Consider the following 21664-nt stretch of genomic DNA (forward strand, 5'->3'; position numbering starts at 1 on the left):
GCTGCGGGGCAAATGGGAGCAACGCGGCTACTGGGGCTGGCTCTGCACGTCGCCGACGTGCACCACGGCGCGGTAGCGCACCCGTCCTTTGCGCAACTGCCGTATGGCCTGATTGACGTCTTCCATCGGCCACGACTGCACCCACGGTCTTACTTCGCGCGTCGCCGCGAAGTCCAGGGTGTCCAGAATATCCTGACGCCCGCCGACATTGGCGGTGGTAATGCTCAAGGTCTTGTACATCATGGAGGCGATATCGAAGGTCACCGGTGGTGGCATACCGGCGAAACACAACGTGCCGAAGGGCCGGAGCATGTCGACGATGGCCGTCCAGTCGCAGGTGACCGAGCTGGTCACCAGAATGTAGTCCAAGCCGTCGCGCACCTGTTTGCACTCGACAGGATTGCTCAGGTCGACGAAACGATTGGCACCCAAGGTCCGGGCATCGCGTTCCTTGTGCGGGCTGCTGGACAGCGCAGTGACGCGACAGCCGCGCTTGGCTGCGAACTGGACAGCGAGATGGCCCAAGCCACCAATGCCGACGATGCCGACCGCCATGCCGGGCCACGTGGCGCGTCTGAGCGCCGTGTACACGGTGACGCCTGCGCACAGCAGAGGCGCGGCGTGTTCGCTGCTCAGCGTGGTAGGGATGGGGAATACAAAGCGGCTGTCGCAGTGCATGTAGTCGGCCAGACCACCGCGTTCGCCATGGGTGCAGGTGGCGATCAGGCAGGGGCAATGCTGCTCTTCGCCCCGAAGGCAGAACTCACAGGCCAGGCAGGCGCTGCGGTACCAGCCAACGCCGACCCGTTGGCCAAGGTGCAGACCTGCGACGTTTTCACCCAAGGCACTGACGTGGCCAATCACTTCGTGCCCGCACACCTGTGGGTAGACACTCGCATCGCCCCAGTGGCCATCGATCAGGTGCAGGTCACTGCTGCACAGGCCGCAATGAGTGACCTGGATTTCCACATCCATCGGCCTCAAGGGCGGGCTGCGGTAGCTGAGCGTCATCAGTTCGCGCTTGGATTGAGCGGCCGCCCACGCGGTGACCAGGCGTCCGTTCATGGACGGGCCTGCTCGAGGCTGTGGAGCAGTTGTCGAGTCAGCCGTGCCGCCCATCCCGAGTTGAGGCGAGGCGCCGAGGGGCCTGGGAATTCCAACTCATTGCGCGCCGGTGTGGCGGCCAGGTCATCGAGAATCATCGGCAGGATCAAGCGGGTCTTGGCGATGATCGGGTGCTGGCGGGTGTCGCTGTCCAGGCGCTGTCGCCAGCGGTCCAGGGGTAGCGGGACGAAGCTGCCCGGTGCGAGGGTGTCGGCCACCCAGCCACACAGTACCTTCCAGGACAGGGCTCCGTTTGGATGGCACAGGTTGGACGCTCGACCCAGTGTGCCGGCGGGTAGCTGGATCGCCAATTGCGCCAGGACCTGCGCGGCGGCGTCGACGGGTGTCAGGTCGATACCGCCTTCGAGGTCGGCTGGCCAGCATCCAAGCAAAATGCACGTGCCCAGTAGCAGGCACACGTAGTCGCTGTCGTTGACGGTGCTGTGCTCAACCCCGAGGGGCGCGGCCAGGTCGCCGCAACGGACGATGGTAACGGCCAGGCCATGTTCGCGTGCGGCGTTCAGCGCCATGGCTTCGGCAACCTGCTTGCTCTCTTCGTACCCAGTTCGCGCGCTGCCGCCCCCGGCGAGAGTGGACACCAGCAGCAGCGGCATCGCACCATCGAGGGCCAGTTGCACGATCTGAGCGGTGCCTTCGACATTGCACGGCACCAGATTGGCATAGGGCTTGACCCAATTGACTTCGGCCCCTGCGTGAACAACGCAATCGACGGTTGCCGCCAGGCTCTGATAAGTATCTGCAGACAGCCCCAGTTGCGTGGCGGTGAGGTCGCCACATTCGATCTGCAGCTTGCCCAGCCAGTCCAGCGGCACGCCGGTTGGCACCAGGCCATGGCGGTGCAGGCTGTCCAGGCAGCGTCGCCGCGCTTCTGCCAGGTCCCTGGCACGGACCAGGCAGACCACCTGTTCGACCTCGAGCTGACGGGCCAGGGTGGACAGGATGAATGCGCCGAAAAAACCCGTCGCGCCGGTCAGCAGGATGCGCTTGCGTGGTTTGGCTCGGTAGGCGTGGAGAACCTGTGCGCCGCTTTGCGGCCCAGGATTGAACGCGTAACGCGCTGCCTCCACAGCGACTTCGCGCAGGACCGAGGCCACAGGCAACCCGGCCTGGGCGCGATCAATGGCCAATGCCATGCCTTGCAGTCGCGTGTCCTTGATCAGTGTGGAGAGGGAAAGCTGTACATCGAAACGCTGGTTGAGTTCGAGCAGCAATTCGCTCAGTTGCAGGCTGCCGCCGCGGTCAAAGAAATCATCGTCTTCGTGCAAGGCCGGAATATCGTCGCCCAGCAGGGTGCGCCAAACTGCGGAAACCTGTGCCTGGGTGGCGGTCAACGGCACCTGGTCTTCAGGCAGTGAAACGGCTTGCCCCAGGTAGGCTGCGCTCAACGCCCCGCGTTTCTGATTGCGGCCAGCGTCCAGGCTGGCCAACGCGTAGTAGGCGCTGGGTACCGCAAAGAAAGGCAGGTTCAGTGCAGCCCAGGCGCGCAGGGCAGTGGCTGTGGGCAGTTGCTTGGGGTTGGCAGGCACGACGTAGGCCAGCAATTGTCGGGCGGCGCCTTCGTGACGGCTGCCGACATAGGTTTGGGCCACCAGCGGATGGCTGTTCAAGACCTGCTCGACGTTTTCCGGATGCACCTTGTAGCCGCGGATCTTGAGGTGGGCGCTATCACGCCCGAGCAACTGCAGGCGGCCGTTGCCCAGCCAGATCACCCGATCGCCGCTGTCGAACAGCTGGCCGTTCAGCGCAGCGTCAGGCTGCCCGAGGTAGCCAGTGAACATCCCTGGCGTACGCAGGTGCAGGTGACCTGCGACGCGGTGGGGCACCGCCTGCCCGTCCCGGTCAAGCACCCGGGCTTCGACACCCCTGATCAATTGCAGGCTGCCGTCATCGTGTTTGAGCGCAACGTCGCCGGCTTCGTTGGAACCGTACAGGTCGATCAGGTGACAGTCGGGCAGTAATGCCTGCACGCGTGAACGCAAGGCCGCCGACAGGTTCTCCCCGCTGCTCCAGAGCACTTCCAGGCCCGCGCAGCAGGCCACGAAACGAACTGCTTCACGGACCAGGCCCTGCAACAACGATGGGGTAATCATGATCTGCTGCAGATGGTTGTCGGCGATGAAGTTCATCAGTCGGATCGGGTCCAGCACCACCTCATCGGCGATAAGCACCGTGGTACACCGGCTGAGCAGCGGGTAATACAGGTAGCTGGTCAGCCAGGCATTGAAGCCTACTCGTTGCCCAGGCTGCAGATAGCTCTGCCACAAGCCCAGGGAATCAAGCACGGCAGACGGTGGCATCAACGCCACCTTGGCAGGGCCGCTGGTGCCCGAGGTCAGCAGGCCGTAGGCGATGGCCGAACGAGCGGGTGCCCATGGCGGACAGTCGGCAGGGACCTGGCGGGCGAATTGGCTTTCCAGCAAGTGGGGCTGCGAAGCATCCAGCTGTCGCGCGCCATCGGCGTCGCACAGCACCAGGCAATCGCCCAGGCGCTCGAGCAACTGATGGCAATGTTGAGCGCTGTACCAGGCAGGCATCTCGAGATAGCGACGGCCGGCCAGGGCACAGGCGGTCATGGCCACGGCCGTGTGGATGTTCTTGCGCTTGAACAACACCGCCCAGGCATCAGGCGCCAGGCGGGCTCGCAGTACCTGCGCCAACCGCTGCGCCTGATCGTGCAGTTGCTGCAGGGTCAGACTGTCGCGCCCATCGCTGACGGCGACGTGATCCGGGTCGGCGGCCACGCAGGCATTGAACGTATCCAGCCAGTCAGGCACGGCTACCGGGCTCAGGTTGTGATGGTTGAAGGTGCCCCAGTCATCGAGACTGCGTTCGCGCAAGCGTTGCAGTTGCAAGGTGCAGGCCTGAGGCGCTGTCAGTGGCGAGGGGCCGGTTCGGCCTTGTGCATCCAGCAAATGAAAGCCGGTTTCGGTCAGCAGCCCGATCACGCAGGCTTGCGCCATCAGCTTGTCTATGGACGGCCGCTGCGCTGCGATGTCCGCTTCCCGGCACACCAACAACAGCGGCTGGCCGAGCAGTTCATGCAGCGGGGCCGGCGCGTCGGTCTTGGCCCAGGTGAGTGCCGAGGTATCCAGGGCATGGCAGTCCACCCTGGGGAACTGGGCCATGGCCCAGAGCAGGTGACCTAGGTCCTCGCTGCCGCTGTGCAGCCCGCTGTGCAGCAGGACGATATCCAGATTCGCCGAAGGTGCGCGGTGCAGGCTGCTGAGCGTCCCGGCGGTACTGGCAGGTCGCTGCAGGCCGGCCAGTAGGGCGAAGAATCGATACGTCGGCTGGGCGTTGGCGGCGGTTTCGTCGACCACGGCGGGGTAGGCTTGCTCAGGGTGGTGCACGGGTGCAAAACCGGTCGAGCGCTGCGCCTCATCGTGCCAGCCTTTGAAAAACTGCCAGGCAGGTACCGTTTGTGCCTCCCATTGCAGCATGGTCGGGTTGAACGGTACGCCCAGAAAGTCGCACAACGTGCTCAAGCCGCTGGCGCTGTCGTGCATCAAGTCCTGATCGCTTTCCAGGGCCAGCAGACTCTGGGCCGCGCACACTCGATGCACGCGCCGGTACAGCGCCAGCAGTTCCTCGAATCCCGACTCCTCGGCATCGAACCACGTGTCCTCGCCCTGAGTGCCGACGCGATACAGTGAGCGCATGACCGCCTCCGGCTCGCGGACCAGAAACACATGCTTGAACTGCTGCAGCCAGTCGTCGCTGATCTGGGCAAAGTCGCAGAACCAGGCGATTTCCTTGCTCAACAACACCGATTTTCCTTCGGGCAATGGCGCCAGGGCCAGCGCGTCCAGAGCCTGGCCATAGGTGGGCACCAGGTCCCGGTTGCCGGTCTTGCGGTGGGTGTCGAGCACGTTGCGGTATTTTTCAGGCCAGTGCTGCATCAGGAACGGCTCGCTCAGTCGTTCGTGAAGTACGTGCACGGCGGGGTGCTCCATCACGCAGCGTTCAAGTGCAGTAGAGCGACTTCTGGACACGGCCCAGATGATCACTCGCAGCGGTCGCATCAACATGTCCAGCTCCTTGGTCAACCACGCAGCACCCAGACCCCGGATGCGGCAATCAGGCCCATGCCCACGATCATGATGGCGTCGGGGACTTCATTGAACAGGGCAAAGCCCCAGAACATCGCAAACAGCAGGTAGCTGTAATCGAACGTGCCCACGATCGTGCTCGGGCCTAACTGATAGGCCTTGGCAACGCCCACGCTCATCAGCACCATCAGTACCGCAAGTACACTCAGCAATCCCCACTGCGCAGGCCCCAGCGATACCCAATGCGGCGCCAGAAAACCTTCGTGCACAGGCTCCGATGATGGGCTCTGCAACCGGTGGCCCAGCAACACCAGTGCCCCGACCAGGCACAGGCAGAGGTTGAGATTGAGCGCCAGCGACAACGCGCAGTGGCTGGCGCATCGAGTGCGCGTCACTACAGCCGCCACGGCGTAAAGCAAGGCTGCCAGCACCGGCAACAGCGACATGGCGGAAAAATGTTCAGCCGTTGGCCGCAGGATCAGCAGTACGCCAAGGAAACCCAAAGCAATGGCCATCCAGCGACGTGGGTTTACTTGCTCGCGCAGCACCTTTGCCGACAGCAGGGCAATGAACAGCGGCGCGGTATAGAGCGCCAGCGCGGCCAGGCTCAGACTCACGTGCGGCAGTGCAGCGTAGAAGGCGATCCACATCAGCGTGAGGGCCGCACTGCGCAGCAGTGTCCAGCGATCCCATGTCAGTTGAAGCCACGTGCTGCTGCGCTGCGACAGGCACAGCCACAGCAGGAGCAGGGCAATGGCGATCGTGGAACGAACGACGTACAGCTGCCATACCGTGAACTGGGCGCTGCCCAGCTTGATCAATGCATCGGATGTCGCGACCAGGAATACCGAACCGGTGATCAGCCCCGCACCTGCGCGTGTATCGTTGAGGTGCCGTCGCTGTTCCATGCCGTGGTGAGTCCAGGCGGTGAGTCTTTGCATGATGCCCTAAAAGGTGACATGGTCTGTAACGACCATTTATTCGGCCAGGGCAACTTCAGGTTATGGAAAACCTCCGGCGTAAATTACCGCCACTTTCAAGTCTCATCCCATTCGAAGCAGCCGCCAGGCTACAGAGTTTCTCCCGTGCGGCGGACGAGTTGCACCTTACCCAGACCGCCATCAGCCGCCAGATTCGTTCGCTCGAAGAGAACCTGGGTGTGCAGTTGTTCGATCGCAAGAGCCGTGGCGTTTTTCTTACCGACGCCGGTGAAAGCTATCGCCAGACGGTTGCCGCCGCCTTGCGGGATATTGCCCAGCGGACCGAAGAGCTGCGTCAGCATCAGTCGTCGGCACGGGTCGTGGTGCTGTCGTCGCAATTGGTCGAGGCGTTCTACCTGTTCATGCCGGCGCTGGCGGGTTTTCATCAGAAGCATCCGCAGATCGAATTACGCCTGCATTCGACATTGGCTGCTATCGGTGACGAGCGCGAGCGCTTCGATGTGGCGGTCCAGACTCTGGGTCGTGCCAGTGCCGATCACGTCCTGCTGTTCAGCGCACCTGATGAAGTCTTCCCGGTCTGCAGCCCTGCCTACTTCGATAGCATCTGCAGGCGGTTGACCCTTGAAGAGTTGCCCAACTGCCGCCTGCTGCACTACGAGCCGAGCAGGCAAGATTTCGTGGGCTGGGACCAGTGGCTGGAATATGTCGGTGCGCCGTTTCGGGTGGGTCGCAAGGGGATGGGCTTCAACAGTTTTCCGGTCATGATGCAAGCGGCGCTGGAAGGCCATGGCGTGGCACTGGGCTGGGGGATGACCACCCGGCAGATGCTTGAAGATGGCAGGTTGGTGCGCCTGTTCGACAAGCGCTTGGCGATGACCGACGCACTGGGCGTCTACAAGTGGCATGCCAATCCGCTCTCGCCGGCGGCCGGCCTGTTGGTGCAGTGGCTGCAACAGCTTTTGCTCGAGTTCAAGCCCAGCGTGGAGTCGGTCTCGGCCTGAGGGGTCACATCACCGCGTTGCGCAGCGACAGGCAGCCAAGCAGCGACTGCACGCAGCACGTGGAACTCATGTTGGCGGTAGTCAGCCTGACCTGGGGAGCCAGCGGCGCTTCGTAAGCGGCGCTCACGCCGGTGAAATGGCTCAGGGCACCGCTGCGTGCCTGGCGATAGAGGCCTTTGGGATCCCGCGCTTCGGCGAGCGCCAGGGGGGTATCGACGAAGACTTCGACGAAGGCATCGCTGCCGATGATTTGCTGCGCCAGCGCCCGGTGTGCAGAGCGCGGCGAGATCAACGCGGCCAGGACGATGCAGCCCTGGAGGCAGAACAGGCGCGCGACTTCAGCGGTTCGACGTACGTGCTCCAGGCGGTCGCTATCGCTGAAGCCGAGGTCTTGGCAGAGCCCACGCCGCAATTCGTCACCGTCGAGCACTACACAGGCATAGCCCAACTCTTCGAGCTCCACTTGCGTGGCCCGGGCGATGGTGGTCTTGCCAGCGGCGGGGATGCCGGTCAGCCATAGCACCGTGGGGCGCGTGCTGGCCAGCCGCCGGTGTGGCAGTCGAAAGGTGCCGTGGGGGGATCTAAGCATCGCGTGCTCCAGGGTCGGCAAGTGCTGCCAGTACCCTCTTCTGGATATCGTGTACGGCATGTTCGCTGAAACCGCTGCGCAGCGCATCCACCATCAACCGTCCCCCAGAGTAGCCCAGGCTGTGCAGGCCTTTCTGGACACTCTCGCACAGGGGCAGATCTTCTTCACGGACCACCGCGACGAAATCGATCACGGCCTGCTCCTGGGGATCGGGCTGGGGGCCTTGGGTGAACCACTGCACACGCTGCTCACAGCGTTGCGGTCCCGTGGGTACGTGATGCAACAGGTTCATGTACCCGCCCGGATAGACCTCGATGCACAGGTTTGGCCAAACGTACCAGGCACCGAATTCGCCCGTGCGCGGCGCGCCGGGGTTGGTCGCGTAGCCTTGCCGTTCACCTTGGTCGGCGCTCAGATGGGCATGGAAGCCCGGATGCAGGTCGATACGGTAGCTGCTCAGGTCCAGTGTCTGCTGCGACAGGCTGGGATGACAGCCGGGGCAGTGATAGCACTCTGAATAGTTTTCCACCGAGACCTTCCAGTTTGCCTGCAGTGCATAGGTATGGCTGTAGCTGTGGTAGAGCGACTCTGGCGCAGGCGAGAAGCTGCGCGGTTGCGCCTCCAGCCCGGCGAGCTGGCTGGCCAATGGTGCGGCGTCGGGGTCCAGATTGAAGAAGACCAGCCCGCACATCACCTCCAGGCGCACGCTGGCCAGGCGGGCACGCCCAGGTTCGAAACCTGCCACGTCGCAGCTGTGCCGAGCGCTGAGCAAGCTGCCTGCGTGGTCGTAGCGCCAGGCATGGTAGGGGCAGGTGATTGCGCCACGCAGTTGCCCGCAGCCTTCGAGCAGGCGATGGGCGCGGTGCTGGCAGACGTTGTGGAACGCCCTGAGCTGGCCGTCCTGGCCATGCACCACCAGTACGCTCTGCTGGCCGATGTCGCAGACGACAAAGCTGCCTTCGACCGCCAGCGCGGAAACATGGCAGGCGTACTGCCAGGTGCGATGGAAAATGGCCTGCAGTTCCTGATCGTAACGTGCGGCGTCGAAATAGAAAGCGCCGGGGAAGTTGTAGGCGTGCTCGGCATCGGGATGAAAAGCACCGACGTCGAGGCCCGTACAGAGGTGTTCTGCGCCATATTCATTCATGGACGGCCACCGCATCGCCCAGGGTTTGCGGGCACAAGGTCAGGCCCAAGCCGGGGCTGTCATCCAGTCGCGCAATGCCGCGGGTCACGCTTACGCCGCCATGTGCGGTGACGATGCTGTGATGGCGGCAGGCGTTCCAGCTGGCGCGCAGGTATTGATGGGGGGTGGCCATGGCCAGGTGCATGGCCGCAGTGTCGGCGATCTGGCTGCCGCCCACGTCTTCGATGTTCATCTGGATGCCGCGCTCAATGCAGTAGTCGCGCAGATGCCGGGCCTTGGTCAGCCCGCCGACCCGGGCGATCTTCAAACCGATGACCTGGGCGGTATGGCGGGCACAGGCGCGGTACAGATCGCCGGCGTCGTGAATGCATTCGTCCAGAATCAGCGGCTGGTGCGTCAGCCTGCGCACATGCTGGCACTGTTCCAGTGTCTGGCAAGGCTGCTCGAAATGAACCTCGGGGTCCTTGACGGCGTTCATCACCGCGATTGCCTGGGCCGGCAGCCAAGCGCGATTGGCGTCGAAGGTCAGGTGGTCGCCGCGCACGCGATCGGCCAACAGGCTCTGGATCCGTGAAAGGTCGGCCGACACACCCGATCCGACCTTGCACGAATGGGTCCGGTAGCCTTCGGCATGCGCTTGGTGCATGTCGACAACCATCTGCCGGGGCGTCGAGGTGGGGATGCTGCTTTGCAGGGTCAATTCGGTGTTCAGGCGTCCGCCGAGGAGCGTATGCACTGGCAGGTTGCAGTAGCGGCCCAGAATGTCCCAGCAAGCCATGTCCACGGCGGTCTTGACGTAGGGGTGGCCTGGCAATGCCAGGTCCATGACCTGATTGATCGCATTCAGGTTCAGCGGGTTGCAGCCCAGCAGATGAGGCGCCAGTTCGGCCAGTCCGGCGCGCACGCCGCGGGCGAAGGCGGGCAGGTAGGACGAGCCCCACGGACAGCTTTCGCCGATCCCGGACAAGCCCTGATCGGTCTCGATCACCACGATGGTGCTGTCCAGCGCGCTGTAGTGCAGACGTCCGCCGGACAGTGCGTAAGGCTTGTCCAGAGGCAGGTCCACTTGGTAGATGCGCAGGCGACTGATTTTCATGATGCATGCCTCGCAGGCTGGGGGGCGAGCACAGTGTCGAGCGCCAGGGCTTGCAGGATGGGCAGATGCAACGATTCCATGAGCCTTGGGAAATCGTGCAGCAGTGCCACATGAGGTACATAGCTGTCGCGTTGATCATCCACCCAGCTGGCGCCACAACTGCGGCTGACCACCTGCTCGAGCAGCGATGGCTCCAGGCCCATGGCGTCCCCCAGTTGCAATGCTTCCTGCAGGATGGTGTGGTTGGTCCAGGCCATGACTTCCAGTACGCACTGGGCGTAGTGGCCGCATGCGGGATGGGTGAGCGTATAGCCAAAGTGCTCCGGCAGGCTGGGCTTGCGTCGGCCGCGTGCGTCGATCACGAAAGTGTCGGGATGGCGATAGGTTCGGTCGGCGCCATAAGGCGAGGGCGCGGTGAAACCGTCGATCAACAGGCGACGCTGGTTTTCGGCTTCCATCAATGCCACCACCTTGAGGTGGTTGGCGTGGGCCGGGTAACGACCGCCGGCCTGGCGATAGCGCGCCTCGATCAGCCGACCCAGTGGCAGGTCAACGCCGAGCTCGTCGGCCAGAGCCACCGTCAGGGCCATGTCCTTGACGGTGATTTCCAAGGTGCAGGAGTGATCGTAACTGCCGTCCAGAAGCATTGGCGTGACCTGGTCGACGACGAAGCAGTTGGCTTGCGAATGCTTGGCCACATTCCATAACCAATGCAGGTCCAGCCCCTGGTTCTGGGCTACCAGCAGCAACTCGCCCCACGCCAGGGTCGCGCAGTAGAACAGCAGGTTGGTCAGTAACTTGACCGACTGACCATGGCCGATGGCACCCACGTGGAAGCGGTGTTGACCCATCGCGTCCAGTGCCGGACGGGCAATGTCATAGGCCTTTTTCTCACCGCCGACATAGAAGCAGACGTTGTTGAAGTCCACGCCCATGTGCGAGAGGTTGCTCACGGGGGCCTCCAGGCTCATGACGCCGCGCACCGCGGCCATTCGGGCGATCTCCAGGGTGTTGTGGTAATCGGTGGTCGAGGTGTCGATCCATACCGCACCGCTGGCCAGGGCGGTGAGTGCGCCATTGTTGCCGATCATGGTTTCGCGCACATGGCTGGGCAGTGGCAGGCAGGTGATCAGGATGGCGTTGCCCACGGCCGCTGCCGCAGGGGTCGATGCCCACTGCGCGCCTTGACCGCAAACCCAGCGTTCGCAGCTGGGATCATGATCGTGGACAGTCACGATGAAGCCTTTTTTCAGCAGTGCAGTCACGAACGGGCGCCCCATGTTGCCGGCACCGATAAAGCCAATGGAAAGGGTCATCGAGCGATTCCTTGAATGTTCAAACCAGTTGGCGGGCCCTTCCAGCGCCCTGTTTGCGTACCCAGATCGAGTCGAAGTTGTCCAGCATGACTTCGGCCGTGGAAAAGCTTGGCCCGTCGTTGATGGGCGTGATGATCGCGTCGATGTCCGGGTAGATGAAAAAAGCCAGAGACACCCGAGCGCTGGGCTGACGATGCAGGACTTGATGAGCGGTACTGACCAGACGTCCATGGGTCCAGCGTTGCAGCAGATCACCCAGGTTGACCAGCACGGCGCCTTCCAGGCACGGCACATCGCACCACTGGCCGCGGGTATGGACGCGCAGTGACGGCTGCGGCAGGGGTTGCTGGATCAGCACGGTAAGAAAGCCGTTGTCGGTGTGCTTTCCGGCCGTTCCCGACCTGGCCGGGTAATACGAGGCGCGCTGGATCAGGGTTGGCCGGCGAAAATGTGCATCGAAGGCGTGCGCAGGCAGGGTCAGCGCGGTGGCGATCGCACGGCGCAGGTTCGGAAACAGGTGTTCCATGACCTCGCCCTGCAAGGCATAGGCGCTGGCGTTGAGGCCAGGAGCCACATGCTCGTCGGGCAGTACGCTGGGGCCACTGAAGGGCGCGCATCCGGGCCGGTCGATGCCCCAGTCCAGATGCTGCTTGTTGTCCGGGCCGGCATCCGGGTGCAGGGTTTCGCCGTATGCACCGACGTAGCCGCGTGCAGTGGGCGGGTAGCCGGGCTGCCGATCATGACCGAAACGCTGCTTGACCGACTCGGGTAGCGCGAAAAAGGCCTGGGCGGCGTTCAGGTATCGCTCGATCAGCACGGCCGAGAGGCCATGTTCGACCAGATAGAAAAAGCCGTCGTGCACGCATGCATCGTGCAGCTGGGCAAGAGCCTGTGGTTCGCATGCGGCCAGTTGCGCAAGGGAAATGACCGGAAGTACCGGTGTGTCATGAGCGCCGTTCATGCGACGTGCAAGGCCAGGTAGTGGGCTTTGGCGTTCTGCAGGTAGCGGGCCGACATCTGCCCTTGCAGTACGCTCACCCCCTGCTCATCCTCGAGTGCCTGCAGCAGTGGCTCGAAGCCGGCGGTGTCGTAATAGGCCTCGCGAATGCTCACCACCACCACGCCACCCGATTGCGTCATGCCGATCAGGCCACGCAGCGCGGAGGCCGGCAGATGCCCAGGAATAAAGGCACCGCAGCACACTACCGCATCGAAGCGCCGGAGCATATCGGGCGGCAGCGGCTGGGTCAGATCTATCTGGCTGTACAGATGCTGATAGGCCTGGGTAGCTTGGGCCTGGTCGATCATGGGTTTGGACAGGTCACACCCGCTGATCTGGCGATAGCCGCGTTCATGCAGCGTACGCCCGACCAGGCCGGTACCGCAGCAGGCATCGAGAACACTGCTGACGTGGCGGACAGCGGGGCACTGCGCCACGGCGTCGAGCAGATCGACCACCATGGTTGGGCCGCAATAGGCTTCGGCTTCGACATCGGCATCGTAGTGACGAGCCCAGTGATCGTAGTAACGCTCCAGATGGTGAGTGCTGTGGTGCGACAGCGCATCAGCAATCGAACGGGTGCTCGAAGTCTGCGGCGCAAGAGCCGAAGGTATGACGGTGGTGGCTGCATCCATGATTCGAATCTCGAAGGAAAACTGTTGGGCGGGTTGGCTGTCGTAAGAGTTAGCAGCGCCGCCAGACAGGGTCAATCGAGCTGAAATGGCCTTGATTCGAAAGAAAATTTACAGCCGCAGACGGGGCTCCTGGGCTGGCACGGTGTTGCACGCGCGTCGATCAAGGCAGCGTACCGCCGCCCCCCGGAAACACGCCTTGTCGGGACTGTAAAATCCTTTACGACGCACGATCACGCGCAATCGCCAATGCCCGATCCATGATTTTTTCGTCGGGCACGCCGTCAATTTAATCGTGGCTCACAGAGCAGAACTCACGGCACTTTTCGGGATGACCATCGTCCTGTTTTGCGCTAGGCTCTGCGACGGCCCATGCTGCCCGCCGCTCGCTCCGCAAGGAAAGGTGAAAGCATCTTCGAGCACCGCCCTCATACCTCTCTTGATCGTCGAGGTCTGGCAACGCGAGCACCAGCATGCATCGACTCGGGAGTTGTCATGTTTTCTATCGAGCAAGCCAAGCAGATGGCCAGGACGTTGCGCGTCGGGCTGCAGGCGCAGGGTCATGAAGTGTCCCATTCCAGCGCTTTGGAAATGGTCGCCCGGCAACTGGGGCACAAGGACTGGAACACCGCATCAGCCAGCCTGGCGCCGATCGCTTCTTCGACCATCGGTTTCGACCGGGCCATCCCCATCCTGCGGATTTTCGACGAAGCCAAGGCCCGCGAGTTCTACCTGGACTTTCTGGGCTTCGAGGTCGAGTTCGAGCATCGTTTCGAAGCTGATTTGCCGTTGTACCTGGGCGTGGCACGAGAAAGTCTGCACCTGCATCTATCCGAACATCATGGCGATAGCTCGCCAGGCTCGACCGTGTTCGTGCCGATGCAGGGTGTGGAAGCGTTGCGCGACGAACTGCTGGCCAAGCGTTATGGCTATGGGCGCCCGCAGATCGTCGATCAGGGGTGGGGAAGGGTATTGGAAGTGTATGACCCGTTCGGCAACCGGATTCGCTTCTGCGAAGGGTGACAGCGGCCTGATCTAGGCCGTGATTTCGAGAAACTTGCGCACCCGTTCGGTATCAGGGTTGCTGAAGAACTTCGACGGTGGGGCTTTTTCGATGATCCGGCCCTTGTCCAGAAACACCACTTGATCGGAAACGGCGCGGGCGAACTCCATTTCGTGGGTGACCACGATCATGGTGTAGCCCTCGCTGGACAGGTTCTTCATCACCTGCAACACCTCGCCGACCCGCTCGGGATCGAGTGCCGAAGTGGGCTCGTCGAACAGGATCACCTCCGGGCTCATGGCCAGCGCTCGGGCAATGGCTACCCGTTGCTTCTGGCCACCGGACAGCGTGTAGGGGTAGGCCTCGTGCTTGTCGGCCAGGCCGACCTTTTCCAGCAGTTCCACGGCGATGGCACGCGCCTGGTCCTTGGGCATGCGCTTGACGTAGATCGGTGACTCCATGACGTTCTGGATCACGCTCAGGTGCGGCCACAGGTTGAAGCCCTGAAACACCATGCCGGTGCGGGCGCGCAGCGTGGCCAGCTCTTTGCTGGTCATCTTGCGGCGGGTCTGCTCATTGATGCCGATGCGCTGGCCAGCGATGTGGATGCTGCCCCGATCCGGCTCCTCCAGCCAGTTGATGCAGCGCAGCATGGTAGACTTGCCGGAGCCCGAGGAGCCCAGCACGCTGACCACTTCGCCCTTGTTCACCACCAGATCGATGTCGCGCAACACCTCGACCCCGTCGAAACTCTTGGAAAGCTTGCGGATACTGACCGCCGGGATGGCGATGCTGGGTTCAGACATGGTCGAATCCTCTTCTGGCGCCGAAACGGCCGGCGCGCTTGAGCGCCAGCTCCAGGCAGATGCTGATCAGCCAATACATCACGATCACCACCACGAACGCCTGGGTCGGGATGAAATAGGTGGACTGCACCGAGTTGGCGGCGGCAGTGAGTTCCTGCACGGTGATGATGGTCAGAAAGGCGGTGTCCTTCAGTGCAATGATCAACTGGTTGCCCAGCAGGGGACGGGTCTTGATCAGCAGTTGCGGCAAGGTGATGCGCAGGTACAGACGCAGTGGGGTGAAACCGTGCGCCTTGGCGGCCTCGATGTAACCTTCGGGCAATACCAGACGGCTGCCGCGCAGGATCTCGGCGAAATACGCTGCATGGTAGATCACCAGGGCCAGCAGGCCGGCGGTCCAGGCGCTCATGCGCAGACCCAGTTCCGGCAGGCCGTAGTACAGCAGATAGGCGAGAATCAGGAACGGCAGGGTGCGCATCAGGTTGATCCAACCGCGTACAACTATGGACAGCCGGTTGCGCTCCTCGAGCAGGAACACCCAGGCGCAGCCCAGTACGAAGGCGCAGATGATCGATAGCGCGAACAGTCCCAGAGTGGCCAGCAGGCCATCGAGGAACAGCGCCCGTGCCTCCCACAGAATGGTCCATTCAGTCATGTCGATAATTCCTCACATGGCCAGCCGATTGGCTTTTCGTTCCGCCAGCCCTTGCAGCTTGAGCAGTACGCCGATGATCAGCATGTACAGCACGGCGGCGGCGAGGATGGGCGGCAGCGGATCGTAGGTCACCGCCGAGATGCGGTTGGTGACGCGGGTCAGGTCGACGATGCCGATCACGGCCACGGCCGGGCTGCCCTTGATCAGAAACGACATCTCGTTGACCAGGCCGGGCAGGCTGGTGGTGATCATTTGCGGCAACATGATGCGGCGAAAGAACACCCCACCGGTCATGCCGCAGGCCAGCGCGGCCTCGCGCTGGTCGCGGGAGAAACTGAGGAAGGCGGCGCGCCAGATTTCCGCGTTGAATGCGGCGGTGTTCAGGGTCATGGCGACGATGGCGGCCGTGTTGCGGTTCATGTTGATGCCGAACACCGGCGCCGAGAGGAACAGGAACAGCACCAGGGTCACCAGCGGTGTGGCCCTGGCCAGGCTGATATAGAGCACCAGCAATTGCTCGACGAACGGGACCTTGGCCAGGCGGATCAGGGCGATGACCAGGCCCAGGACAACACCGATGCCGATGGCGATGCCGCATAGCCACAGGGTGGTCCAGGCGCCTTCGAGCAAGAGAAGCCAGGCGTGTGTGTTCATGGCAGGCATCCTTGGCTGGGGTTGTTGCGTTGTATGTGCCGGCCCTTTCGCGGGCACAGCCCGCTCCTACAGGGATTAGTGATGCACCGCGTAGCCTTGTGGGAGCGGGGCGGGCGGCGAGCCATCTGCCCGCGAAGAGGCCAGACCGGCACAACCCGATCATTCAGGCGATCACTTCATCCCCGCCAACGTGTGGAACTGCTCGACGTTGGTGATCGGCTCCTTGGGCATGTCCGGGAAGGCTTCGCCGAACCACTTGGTCTGCAACGCGGCCAGACGCCCGTTGGCGCGGATCTGGTCCATGAAGCCGCTGAGGAACGTGAGCAGCTCCGGGCTGTTCTTCGGCACGGGCCAGGCGGCGAAGCCGGCGCCCGACACGGCAATGCCCTTGGCAAAGGTGTCGCCGCGGGTCTTGACCAGGTCGTTCACCGAGATCAGCGCGTTCACGGCGTAGTCCAAGCGACCGTTGGCCAAATCGGCGTAGATTTCTGGGTACGACGGATACTCCACCACCTTGCCCATCTCGCAACCCTTGTCCTTCATCATTTTCTTGAGTTCGGGCAGGCGTGCCAGCAGTGCGCTGCCGGCCTGCACGCCGACGGTCTTGCCGCACAGGCTGGCGATATCGCTGAGGCGCTTGTCATCGGCACGCTTGACGTAGAAGTGTTGGGCGGACGCGAAAGGCGGGGCGAAGTTGAACACGCGCAGACGCTCATCGGTGACCAGGGCACCGGTGAAGGCCACGTCGTACTGACCGGAAGAAACCGACGCGAGCAGCCCGGTCCAGGGCAGGATGTCCTGCTTGACGTCGACGTTCTGGGTTTTGGCGTAGGCCTTGAGGTCCTCCAGCAGCTCCTTGTGAAAGCCTTCGGGTTTGCCATCGACGATGTAGTTGAACGGTGCGTAGTCATCCTCGGTGGCGACACTCAGGAAACCTTTGCTCTTCACCTCGGCGAGGTCGGCATGGGCGCCGAACGAGGCCGAGAGTACCAGCGTGGCCAGGCTCAACGTGCGCAGCAGGCCCAGGGATGTGCCGGTTATCGAACGCTTGCGGGGTTGCTTCATAGATGCTGCTCCCGAGGGTTGAAATAGGCCTGATCGTTTCGCTGAACGAAGGCGTTCAGTGGCATGGCCTCAACCTTAGTGAGGCGTCTGCGCACAGCGATAGGGGCAGTTGGGCACATTCGACTGGCCAGTTGCGTGCGCAAAAAAGCATGGCGCGCTATTTGCAAAGTCCATCGATCGGCATGGGTGCCAACAGGTTGGCTCGCCCTGGAAACCGGGCGGGTCCAGGACAGGTGAAAGCGCTTCGACGCGGATCAATCCGCGGCGGGCCATCGCGGAGCGAGAGCATGATCGATCACGTGTTTTACCTGGATTTCGACCAGCAGCGCGGCTTGCAGGAGCAACTGCGCGAGTCTCTGGTGTCGGCGATTCTGGGCGGAGGGTTTCCACCCGATGAGCCCTTGCCGTCGTGCCGTAAGCTGTCCCAGCAATTGAGCATCTCGCGCAATACCGTGGCACTGGTGTACGAGAGCCTGCTGGATAACGGCTATCTGGTGAGCCGTCCTCGCAGTGGTTACTACCTGCATGCCGACTACTGCGGCGGCGATGCGCGCAACGCCTGGCCGTCGTTCAGCCGTCACCGTCCGGTCGGCTACAGCGATACCTGCGATGCGGAGCGCGCTCCGGATTGGGCCGGGCGCCTGAAGATGCTCCCCAGTTTGAAGCACGGCGTCTTGCGGCCCGGTGACTGGAGTGGCTTCAGCTACCCGTTCATCTACGGGCAGCCCATACGGGACTTGTTCCCGTTGGAACGCTGGCGTGAAGTGTCGCGCAATACCCTGCGCAGCGAACGCGATCAAGGCTGGTTGTGCGATCGTTTCGACCGCGACGATCAGATGCTCATCGAACAGCTGCGCACCCGCGTGCTGCCCAAGCGGGGCATCTGGGCCAGCTCCGACGAAATCCTGCTGACCCTGGGCTCGCAGAACGCGCTGTACCTGCTGGCCACACTGCTGATGACGCATGGCGTCAAGGTGGCCATCGAGAACCCCGGTTTTCGCGATGCCCTGAGCATCTTCGAATTGCAAGGCGCTCACGTGCACAAGCAGGACATCGACGCTGAAGGGCTGGTGGTGGATGCTCGCCTGGACGACTGTGACTACCTCTATGTGACGCCGGGCCATCAGGTGCCCACCGGCATCGCCATGAGTGCCGCACGACGGACCCGCCTACTGCAGCATATTCGCCAGCACGACCAGATCCTCATCGAGGACGACTACGACGCCGAGCTCAACCTGGACCATCATCCGCAGCCCGCGCTCAAGGCCAGCGACAGCAGTGGGCGGGTGATCTACCTGAGCAGCTTGTCGAAAGCCTTTTCACCGGGGCTGCGCCTGGGTTACATGGTGGCCGATGCCGAACTGATCAGCGAGCTGCGGGCCCTGCGCCGCTTGATGTACCGGCACCCGCCGTTGAACAACCAGCGCATGCTGGCCGAGTTTCTCGCTCAAGGTCACTACGATGCACACCTGCGCCGCTTTCGCGAGGAACATGGGCGGCGACGGGCCTCGATGCAGGACGCTGTCAGTCGATGCCTGAGCAGTTGCCAGCATCTGGGCAGCGACAGTTCCAGCGCATTCTGGCTCAAGGCACCGGCCAGCGTGGATACTCAGAAACTGGCGTGGGCGGCGGCGCAGAAGAGCATTCTGATCGAATCCGGAGCGCAGTTCTTCTTCAAGCCCGCACCGCCCGGGAATTTCATGCGGCTAGGTTTTCATGCCATCGATGCCGACAAGATCCGGCCAGGGATAGAGCAGTTGGCTGGGGTGCTGGAGGGGGTGTGAGGGGCTTGGATCTTGTGGTGCTTGTGCTGGCCTCTTCGCGGGCAGAGTCCGCTCCCACAGGTAAATAAGATCTGCTGTGGGAGCGGGGCGGGCGGCGAGCTCTCTGCCCGCGAAGGGGCCAGCCCATTCACCGCGAATACCTGCCCGAAAACTCACCGATCACCTCATCGAAAATCCCCAGCGCTTCCTCCACCTGAGCGGCACTGACGATGCACGGCGGCACCACGTGCAAGCGGTTCTCGACGATGAAAGTCAGCAATCCGCGCGCCTGAAATGCCGCTTTCATCTGGCCCATCACCGGAGCGGCCAGCGGCGTCTTGAGTGTTCTGTCGCTGATGAACTCCAGCGCCCAGAACAGGCCGATCCCTCGGGCCTCACCGATCAACGGGTACTTCGCTGCCAGCGCCTGCAAGCCCGGGCCGAGGACTTCAAGGCCGATCTGCCGGGCGTTGTCGACGATACCTTCCTCGGCCATCACGTCCAGCGTCGCCACGATGGCCGCCATGGCCAGCGGATGTCCCGAATAGGTCAGGCCGCCGGGGAAGAAATGGTCATCGAAATACTCGGCAATGGGTTTGGAAATCATCACCCCACCGGCCGGCACGTAGCCGGAGTTGACCCCTTTGGCGAAACAGATCAGGTCCGGCACGATGTCGAAATGGTCCAGCGCCAGCCAGCTGCCGGTGCGCCCGAAACCGGCCATCACTTCATCGAGAATCACCAGAATGCCGTACTCGTCGGCCAACGCGCGCACGCCGGCCAGGTAGCCCTTGGGCGGCACCAGAATGCCCGCCGTGCCGGGTACGCTTTCCAGCAGGATGGCCGCAATGGCAGCCGGGCCTTCGCATTCGATGACCCGGCGCAGGTGCTGCAGCGCGCGTTCACTTTCTTCCTGCTCGTTGGTGGCATGAAACTCGGTGCGAAACAGGTACGGATTGAAGAAATGCACATGGCCGCGGGCGAATTCATTGGGCACTCGCCGTGGATCGCCCGTGGCGACGATGGCCGCGCCGGTGCTGCCATGGTAGGAGCGGTAGGCGGAAAGAATCTTGTCGCGCCCGGTGAACAGCCGCGCCATGCGCATGGCGTTCTCGTTGGCGTCCGCGCCGGCATTGGTGAAAAACACTTTGCTGAAGTGGCTCGGCGCCCGCGCCAGGATGCGCTTGGCCGCCTCACCGCGCATCAGGTTGGCCGTGGCTGGAGCCACCGTGACCAGGCTGCCGGCCTGCTCGACGATGGCCGCGATCACTCTCGGATGCTGATGGCCAATGTTGGTGTTGACCAACTGGCTGCTGAAGTCCAGATACTCGCGCCCCTCGTAGTCCCACAGCGTACAGCCCTGGCCACCGGCGATCACCAGCGGGTTCAGCGCGCCCTGGGTCGACCAGGAATGGAACACGAATTCACGGTCCAGGGCGTACACGTAGTCGTTGGAAACGGGCGTGCTCATGGGCTACCTCTGCAGGATCGTAGTCAGCCAAGGCTGGTGGCGGGGCCGTGAGCGCACGGCGGTGGCTCACGATAGGAACAAACGCTACCGCGTCCGTAGGGCCAGATGGGCTGAAACAGTGGGTCAGGCCGTTCGACTGGCCCAGGCAAATCGCGTAACTGTCCCTTGGCCGGCGGCTGGTTTTGGCTACGCTTGGCAGTCTCTCTCCAGCATTTTCAGGACCCGTGACCATGGCTCACAGTTTCGATATCCACCCCGCTGTCAGCCCTATGACGCGTACGGCCAGTCTCGACAGCCCCGAGATCCGTCAGGCGCGCAGCGACTTGGCGGCCTGTTTTCGCATGGCGGCGAAACTGGGTATGGCCGAGGGGATCTGCAACCACTTTTCCTTTGTGCTGCCCGGCCATCCGCAGTTGTTTCTGGTCAACCCGTTCGGTCTGGCGTTCGCCGAAGTCACCGCTTCCTCGTTGCTGATCTGCGATTTTCAGGGGCGGGTCCTGGCCGGTGAAGGCCAGCCGGAGGCGACGGCGTTTTTCATCCACGCCCAACTGCATCGCCTCAACCCGCGTGCCACCGCCGCGTTCCATACCCATATGCCCAACGCCACGGCGCTGTGCATGCTCGAAGGCGACCCATTCGTGTGGGCCGGGCAAACAGCGTTGAAGTTCTATGAGCGGATGGTAGTGGACGAGCACTACAACGGCCTGGCCCTGGACGATGCCGAGGGCGAGCGCATTTCGCGCGCGGCCGGTGAGGCGGATATCGTCATGCTCAAGAATCACGGCCCGCTGGTGCTCGGCCCCAGCATCGCCGAAGCGTGGGATGACCTGTACTACCTGGAACGGGCCGCCGAAGTGCAGCTCAAGGCCATGGCCAGCGGCCGCCCGCTCAAGCCCGTACCCCACGCCATCGCCAGCGCCGCGTGCCGGCAGATGCTGGTCGGCAACGCCGAAAGCGCGCGTCTGCATCTTGAGAGTGTCAAGCGCGGTCTGGCGGGCAGCGGTTACGACCTGTAAGTGCAGCCAGTTATCATGAAGATGCTGGAGTCGATGGTGGCCCGAAGGACGCTTTCGCGGCCGACGACCGCTCCTACAGGGGTGTATACGGTGTTCCGCAGGAGCGGTCTGTGGCCGCGAAACAGGCGCTGAGCAGTTTCTTGCGGGCATTAAAAAGCCGGCTTATGGCCGGCTTCTCGTCGACGATCTTGCCTTACTTTTGGTAAGCCGCAACCGCCTGCAAACTGTTGACCAGCCTGAGCTGGTGAGGGCCAAAGAATACGCACGGGCGGGTGCCTGTGCAAATCTCTTTTTCCCTTCAGCGCCAAATGCCTTTGCTGCGCCCATGAAAAACC

Annotated in this window: 18 protein-coding genes; 4 read left to right on the plus strand and 14 right to left on the minus strand. The window is 62.9% G+C overall.

Annotation, left to right across the window (positions count from 1 at the left end):
• Positions 1 to 27: 27 nt before the first annotated feature.
• Genes ASF66_RS11810 through ASF66_RS11820 form a run of 3 tightly spaced genes read right to left on the minus strand, consistent with a single transcriptional unit; the run spans position 28 to position 6115 of the window.
• A complete protein-coding gene (locus ASF66_RS11810) occupies positions 28 to 1065 on the minus strand; it encodes an NAD(P)-dependent alcohol dehydrogenase (RefSeq protein ID WP_056843975.1) in 1038 nt (345 codons plus the stop codon).
• Positions 1062 to 5153: an SDR family oxidoreductase gene (locus ASF66_RS11815; protein ID WP_056843976.1), complete on the minus strand. Its 4092-nt coding sequence runs from the start codon at positions 5151 to 5153 to the stop codon at positions 1062 to 1064. The genes ASF66_RS11810 and ASF66_RS11815 overlap by 4 nt, the downstream gene beginning before the upstream one ends.
• Before the next feature lie 14 nt (positions 5154 to 5167).
• Positions 5168 to 6115: a DMT family transporter gene (locus ASF66_RS11820; protein WP_236707102.1), complete on the minus strand. Its 948-nt coding sequence runs from the start codon at positions 6113 to 6115 to the stop codon at positions 5168 to 5170.
• A gap of 62 nt (positions 6116 to 6177) precedes the next feature.
• Here ASF66_RS11820 and ASF66_RS11825 point away from each other — a divergent pair, with 62 nt between their 5' ends.
• On the plus strand, positions 6178 to 7116 hold the full coding sequence (locus ASF66_RS11825) for a LysR substrate-binding domain-containing protein (protein WP_082484652.1): 939 nt from the start codon (positions 6178 to 6180) through the stop codon (positions 7114 to 7116).
• A 4-nt stretch (positions 7117 to 7120) separates the two neighbouring features.
• Here ASF66_RS11825 and cysC read toward each other — a convergent pair whose 3' ends face one another.
• Genes cysC through ASF66_RS11855 form a run of 6 tightly spaced genes read right to left on the minus strand, consistent with a single transcriptional unit; the run spans position 7121 to position 12899 of the window.
• On the minus strand, positions 7121 to 7705 hold the full coding sequence (cysC, locus tag ASF66_RS11830; RefSeq protein WP_056843979.1) for an adenylyl-sulfate kinase: 585 nt from the start codon (positions 7703 to 7705) through the stop codon (positions 7121 to 7123).
• Entirely contained in the window at positions 7698 to 8852 is a 1155-nt protein-coding gene (locus ASF66_RS11835; RefSeq protein ID WP_056843980.1) for an aromatic ring-hydroxylating oxygenase subunit alpha, read from the minus strand. Before ASF66_RS11835 ends, cysC begins: the two co-directional genes overlap by 8 nt.
• Positions 8845 to 9948, minus strand: a complete 1104-nt coding sequence (locus ASF66_RS11840; protein ID WP_056843981.1) for a mandelate racemase/muconate lactonizing enzyme family protein — start codon at positions 9946 to 9948, stop codon at positions 8845 to 8847. The genes ASF66_RS11835 and ASF66_RS11840 overlap by 8 nt, the downstream gene beginning before the upstream one ends.
• The gene (locus ASF66_RS11845) at positions 9945 to 11264 is read right to left on the minus strand and encodes an NAD(P)-dependent oxidoreductase (protein WP_056843982.1); all 1320 of its coding nucleotides are present in this window, start codon (positions 11262 to 11264) and stop codon (positions 9945 to 9947) included. Before ASF66_RS11845 ends, ASF66_RS11840 begins: the two co-directional genes overlap by 4 nt.
• Positions 11265 to 11283: 19 nt before the next feature.
• A complete protein-coding gene (locus tag ASF66_RS22070) occupies positions 11284 to 12225 on the minus strand; it encodes an isopenicillin N synthase family dioxygenase (protein ID WP_082484656.1) in 942 nt (313 codons plus the stop codon).
• Positions 12222 to 12899 (minus strand): class I SAM-dependent DNA methyltransferase, encoded by a 678-nt coding sequence (locus tag ASF66_RS11855; protein ID WP_056843983.1) that lies wholly within the window; start codon positions 12897 to 12899, stop codon positions 12222 to 12224. Before ASF66_RS11855 ends, ASF66_RS22070 begins: the two co-directional genes overlap by 4 nt.
• A 492-nt stretch (positions 12900 to 13391) precedes the next feature.
• Here ASF66_RS11855 and ASF66_RS11860 point away from each other — a divergent pair, with 492 nt between their 5' ends.
• Positions 13392 to 13919: a glyoxalase superfamily protein gene (locus ASF66_RS11860; protein ID WP_056843984.1), complete on the plus strand. Its 528-nt coding sequence runs from the start codon at positions 13392 to 13394 to the stop codon at positions 13917 to 13919.
• A gap of 12 nt (positions 13920 to 13931) precedes the next feature.
• Here the strand turns inward: ASF66_RS11860 and ASF66_RS11865 are convergent, their stop codons facing one another.
• From ASF66_RS11865 to ASF66_RS11880, 4 genes are all read right to left on the minus strand, one after another.
• Entirely contained in the window at positions 13932 to 14705 is a 774-nt protein-coding gene (locus ASF66_RS11865) for an amino acid ABC transporter ATP-binding protein (protein WP_090360605.1), read from the minus strand.
• A complete protein-coding gene (locus ASF66_RS11870; protein WP_056843985.1) occupies positions 14698 to 15360 on the minus strand; it encodes an amino acid ABC transporter permease in 663 nt (220 codons plus the stop codon). The genes ASF66_RS11865 and ASF66_RS11870 overlap by 8 nt, the downstream gene beginning before the upstream one ends.
• Before the next feature lie 12 nt (positions 15361 to 15372).
• A complete protein-coding gene (locus ASF66_RS11875; protein WP_049860819.1) occupies positions 15373 to 16014 on the minus strand; it encodes an amino acid ABC transporter permease in 642 nt (213 codons plus the stop codon).
• A gap of 171 nt (positions 16015 to 16185) precedes the next feature.
• The gene (locus ASF66_RS11880; RefSeq protein ID WP_082484657.1) at positions 16186 to 17079 is read right to left on the minus strand and encodes a transporter substrate-binding domain-containing protein; all 894 of its coding nucleotides are present in this window, start codon (positions 17077 to 17079) and stop codon (positions 16186 to 16188) included.
• A 287-nt stretch (positions 17080 to 17366) separates the two neighbouring features.
• Here ASF66_RS11880 and pdxR point away from each other — a divergent pair, with 287 nt between their 5' ends.
• Positions 17367 to 18863, plus strand: coding sequence for a MocR-like pyridoxine biosynthesis transcription factor PdxR (pdxR, locus tag ASF66_RS11885; protein WP_056843986.1), 1497 nt, complete (start codon positions 17367 to 17369; stop codon positions 18861 to 18863).
• A 127-nt stretch (positions 18864 to 18990) separates the two neighbouring features.
• On the opposite strand, the gene ASF66_RS11890 is transcribed toward pdxR, so the two are convergent.
• The gene (locus ASF66_RS11890) at positions 18991 to 20313 is read right to left on the minus strand and encodes an aspartate aminotransferase family protein (protein WP_056843987.1); all 1323 of its coding nucleotides are present in this window, start codon (positions 20311 to 20313) and stop codon (positions 18991 to 18993) included.
• 230 nt (positions 20314 to 20543) lie between these two features.
• Here ASF66_RS11890 and ASF66_RS11895 point away from each other — a divergent pair, with 230 nt between their 5' ends.
• A complete protein-coding gene (locus tag ASF66_RS11895; RefSeq protein ID WP_056843988.1) occupies positions 20544 to 21329 on the plus strand; it encodes an aldolase in 786 nt (261 codons plus the stop codon).
• The last annotated feature ends 335 nt before the right edge of the window (positions 21330 to 21664 follow it).

It is taken from the genome of Pseudomonas sp. Leaf129, from assembly GCF_001423465.1.
GTDB classification, from domain to species: domain Bacteria; phylum Pseudomonadota; class Gammaproteobacteria; order Pseudomonadales; family Pseudomonadaceae; genus Aquipseudomonas; species Aquipseudomonas coleopterorum.

Coding starts and splice junctions, on each gene's coding strand:
- ASF66_RS11820 (WP_236707102.1), bottom strand. CDS start 6,115: ATGCAAAGACTCACCGCCTGGACTCACCACGGCATGGAACAGCGACGG.
- ASF66_RS11880 (WP_082484657.1), bottom strand. CDS start 17,079: ATGAAGCAACCCCGCAAGCGTTCGATAACCGGCACATCCCTGGGCCTG.
- ASF66_RS11890 (WP_056843987.1), bottom strand. CDS start 20,313: ATGAGCACGCCCGTTTCCAACGACTACGTGTACGCCCTGGACCGTGAA.
- ASF66_RS22070 (WP_082484656.1), bottom strand. CDS start 12,225: ATGAACGGCGCTCATGACACACCGGTACTTCCGGTCATTTCCCTTGCG.
- pdxR (WP_056843986.1), top strand. CDS start 17,367: ATGATCGATCACGTGTTTTACCTGGATTTCGACCAGCAGCGCGGCTTG.
- ASF66_RS11855 (WP_056843983.1), bottom strand. CDS start 12,899: ATGGATGCAGCCACCACCGTCATACCTTCGGCTCTTGCGCCGCAGACT.
- ASF66_RS11875 (WP_049860819.1), bottom strand. CDS start 16,014: ATGAACACACACGCCTGGCTTCTCTTGCTCGAAGGCGCCTGGACCACC.
- ASF66_RS11810 (WP_056843975.1), bottom strand. CDS start 1,065: ATGAACGGACGCCTGGTCACCGCGTGGGCGGCCGCTCAATCCAAGCGC.
- ASF66_RS11825 (WP_082484652.1), top strand. CDS start 6,178: ATGGAAAACCTCCGGCGTAAATTACCGCCACTTTCAAGTCTCATCCCA.
- ASF66_RS11840 (WP_056843981.1), bottom strand. CDS start 9,948: ATGAAAATCAGTCGCCTGCGCATCTACCAAGTGGACCTGCCTCTGGAC.
- ASF66_RS11865 (WP_090360605.1), bottom strand. CDS start 14,705: ATGTCTGAACCCAGCATCGCCATCCCGGCGGTCAGTATCCGCAAGCTT.
- ASF66_RS11870 (WP_056843985.1), bottom strand. CDS start 15,360: ATGACTGAATGGACCATTCTGTGGGAGGCACGGGCGCTGTTCCTCGAT.
- ASF66_RS11845 (WP_056843982.1), bottom strand. CDS start 11,264: ATGACCCTTTCCATTGGCTTTATCGGTGCCGGCAACATGGGGCGCCCG.
- cysC (WP_056843979.1), bottom strand. CDS start 7,705: ATGCTTAGATCCCCCCACGGCACCTTTCGACTGCCACACCGGCGGCTG.
- ASF66_RS11835 (WP_056843980.1), bottom strand. CDS start 8,852: ATGAATGAATATGGCGCAGAACACCTCTGTACGGGCCTCGACGTCGGT.
- ASF66_RS11815 (WP_056843976.1), bottom strand. CDS start 5,153: ATGTTGATGCGACCGCTGCGAGTGATCATCTGGGCCGTGTCCAGAAGT.
- ASF66_RS11895 (WP_056843988.1), top strand. CDS start 20,544: ATGGCTCACAGTTTCGATATCCACCCCGCTGTCAGCCCTATGACGCGT.
- ASF66_RS11860 (WP_056843984.1), top strand. CDS start 13,392: ATGTTTTCTATCGAGCAAGCCAAGCAGATGGCCAGGACGTTGCGCGTC.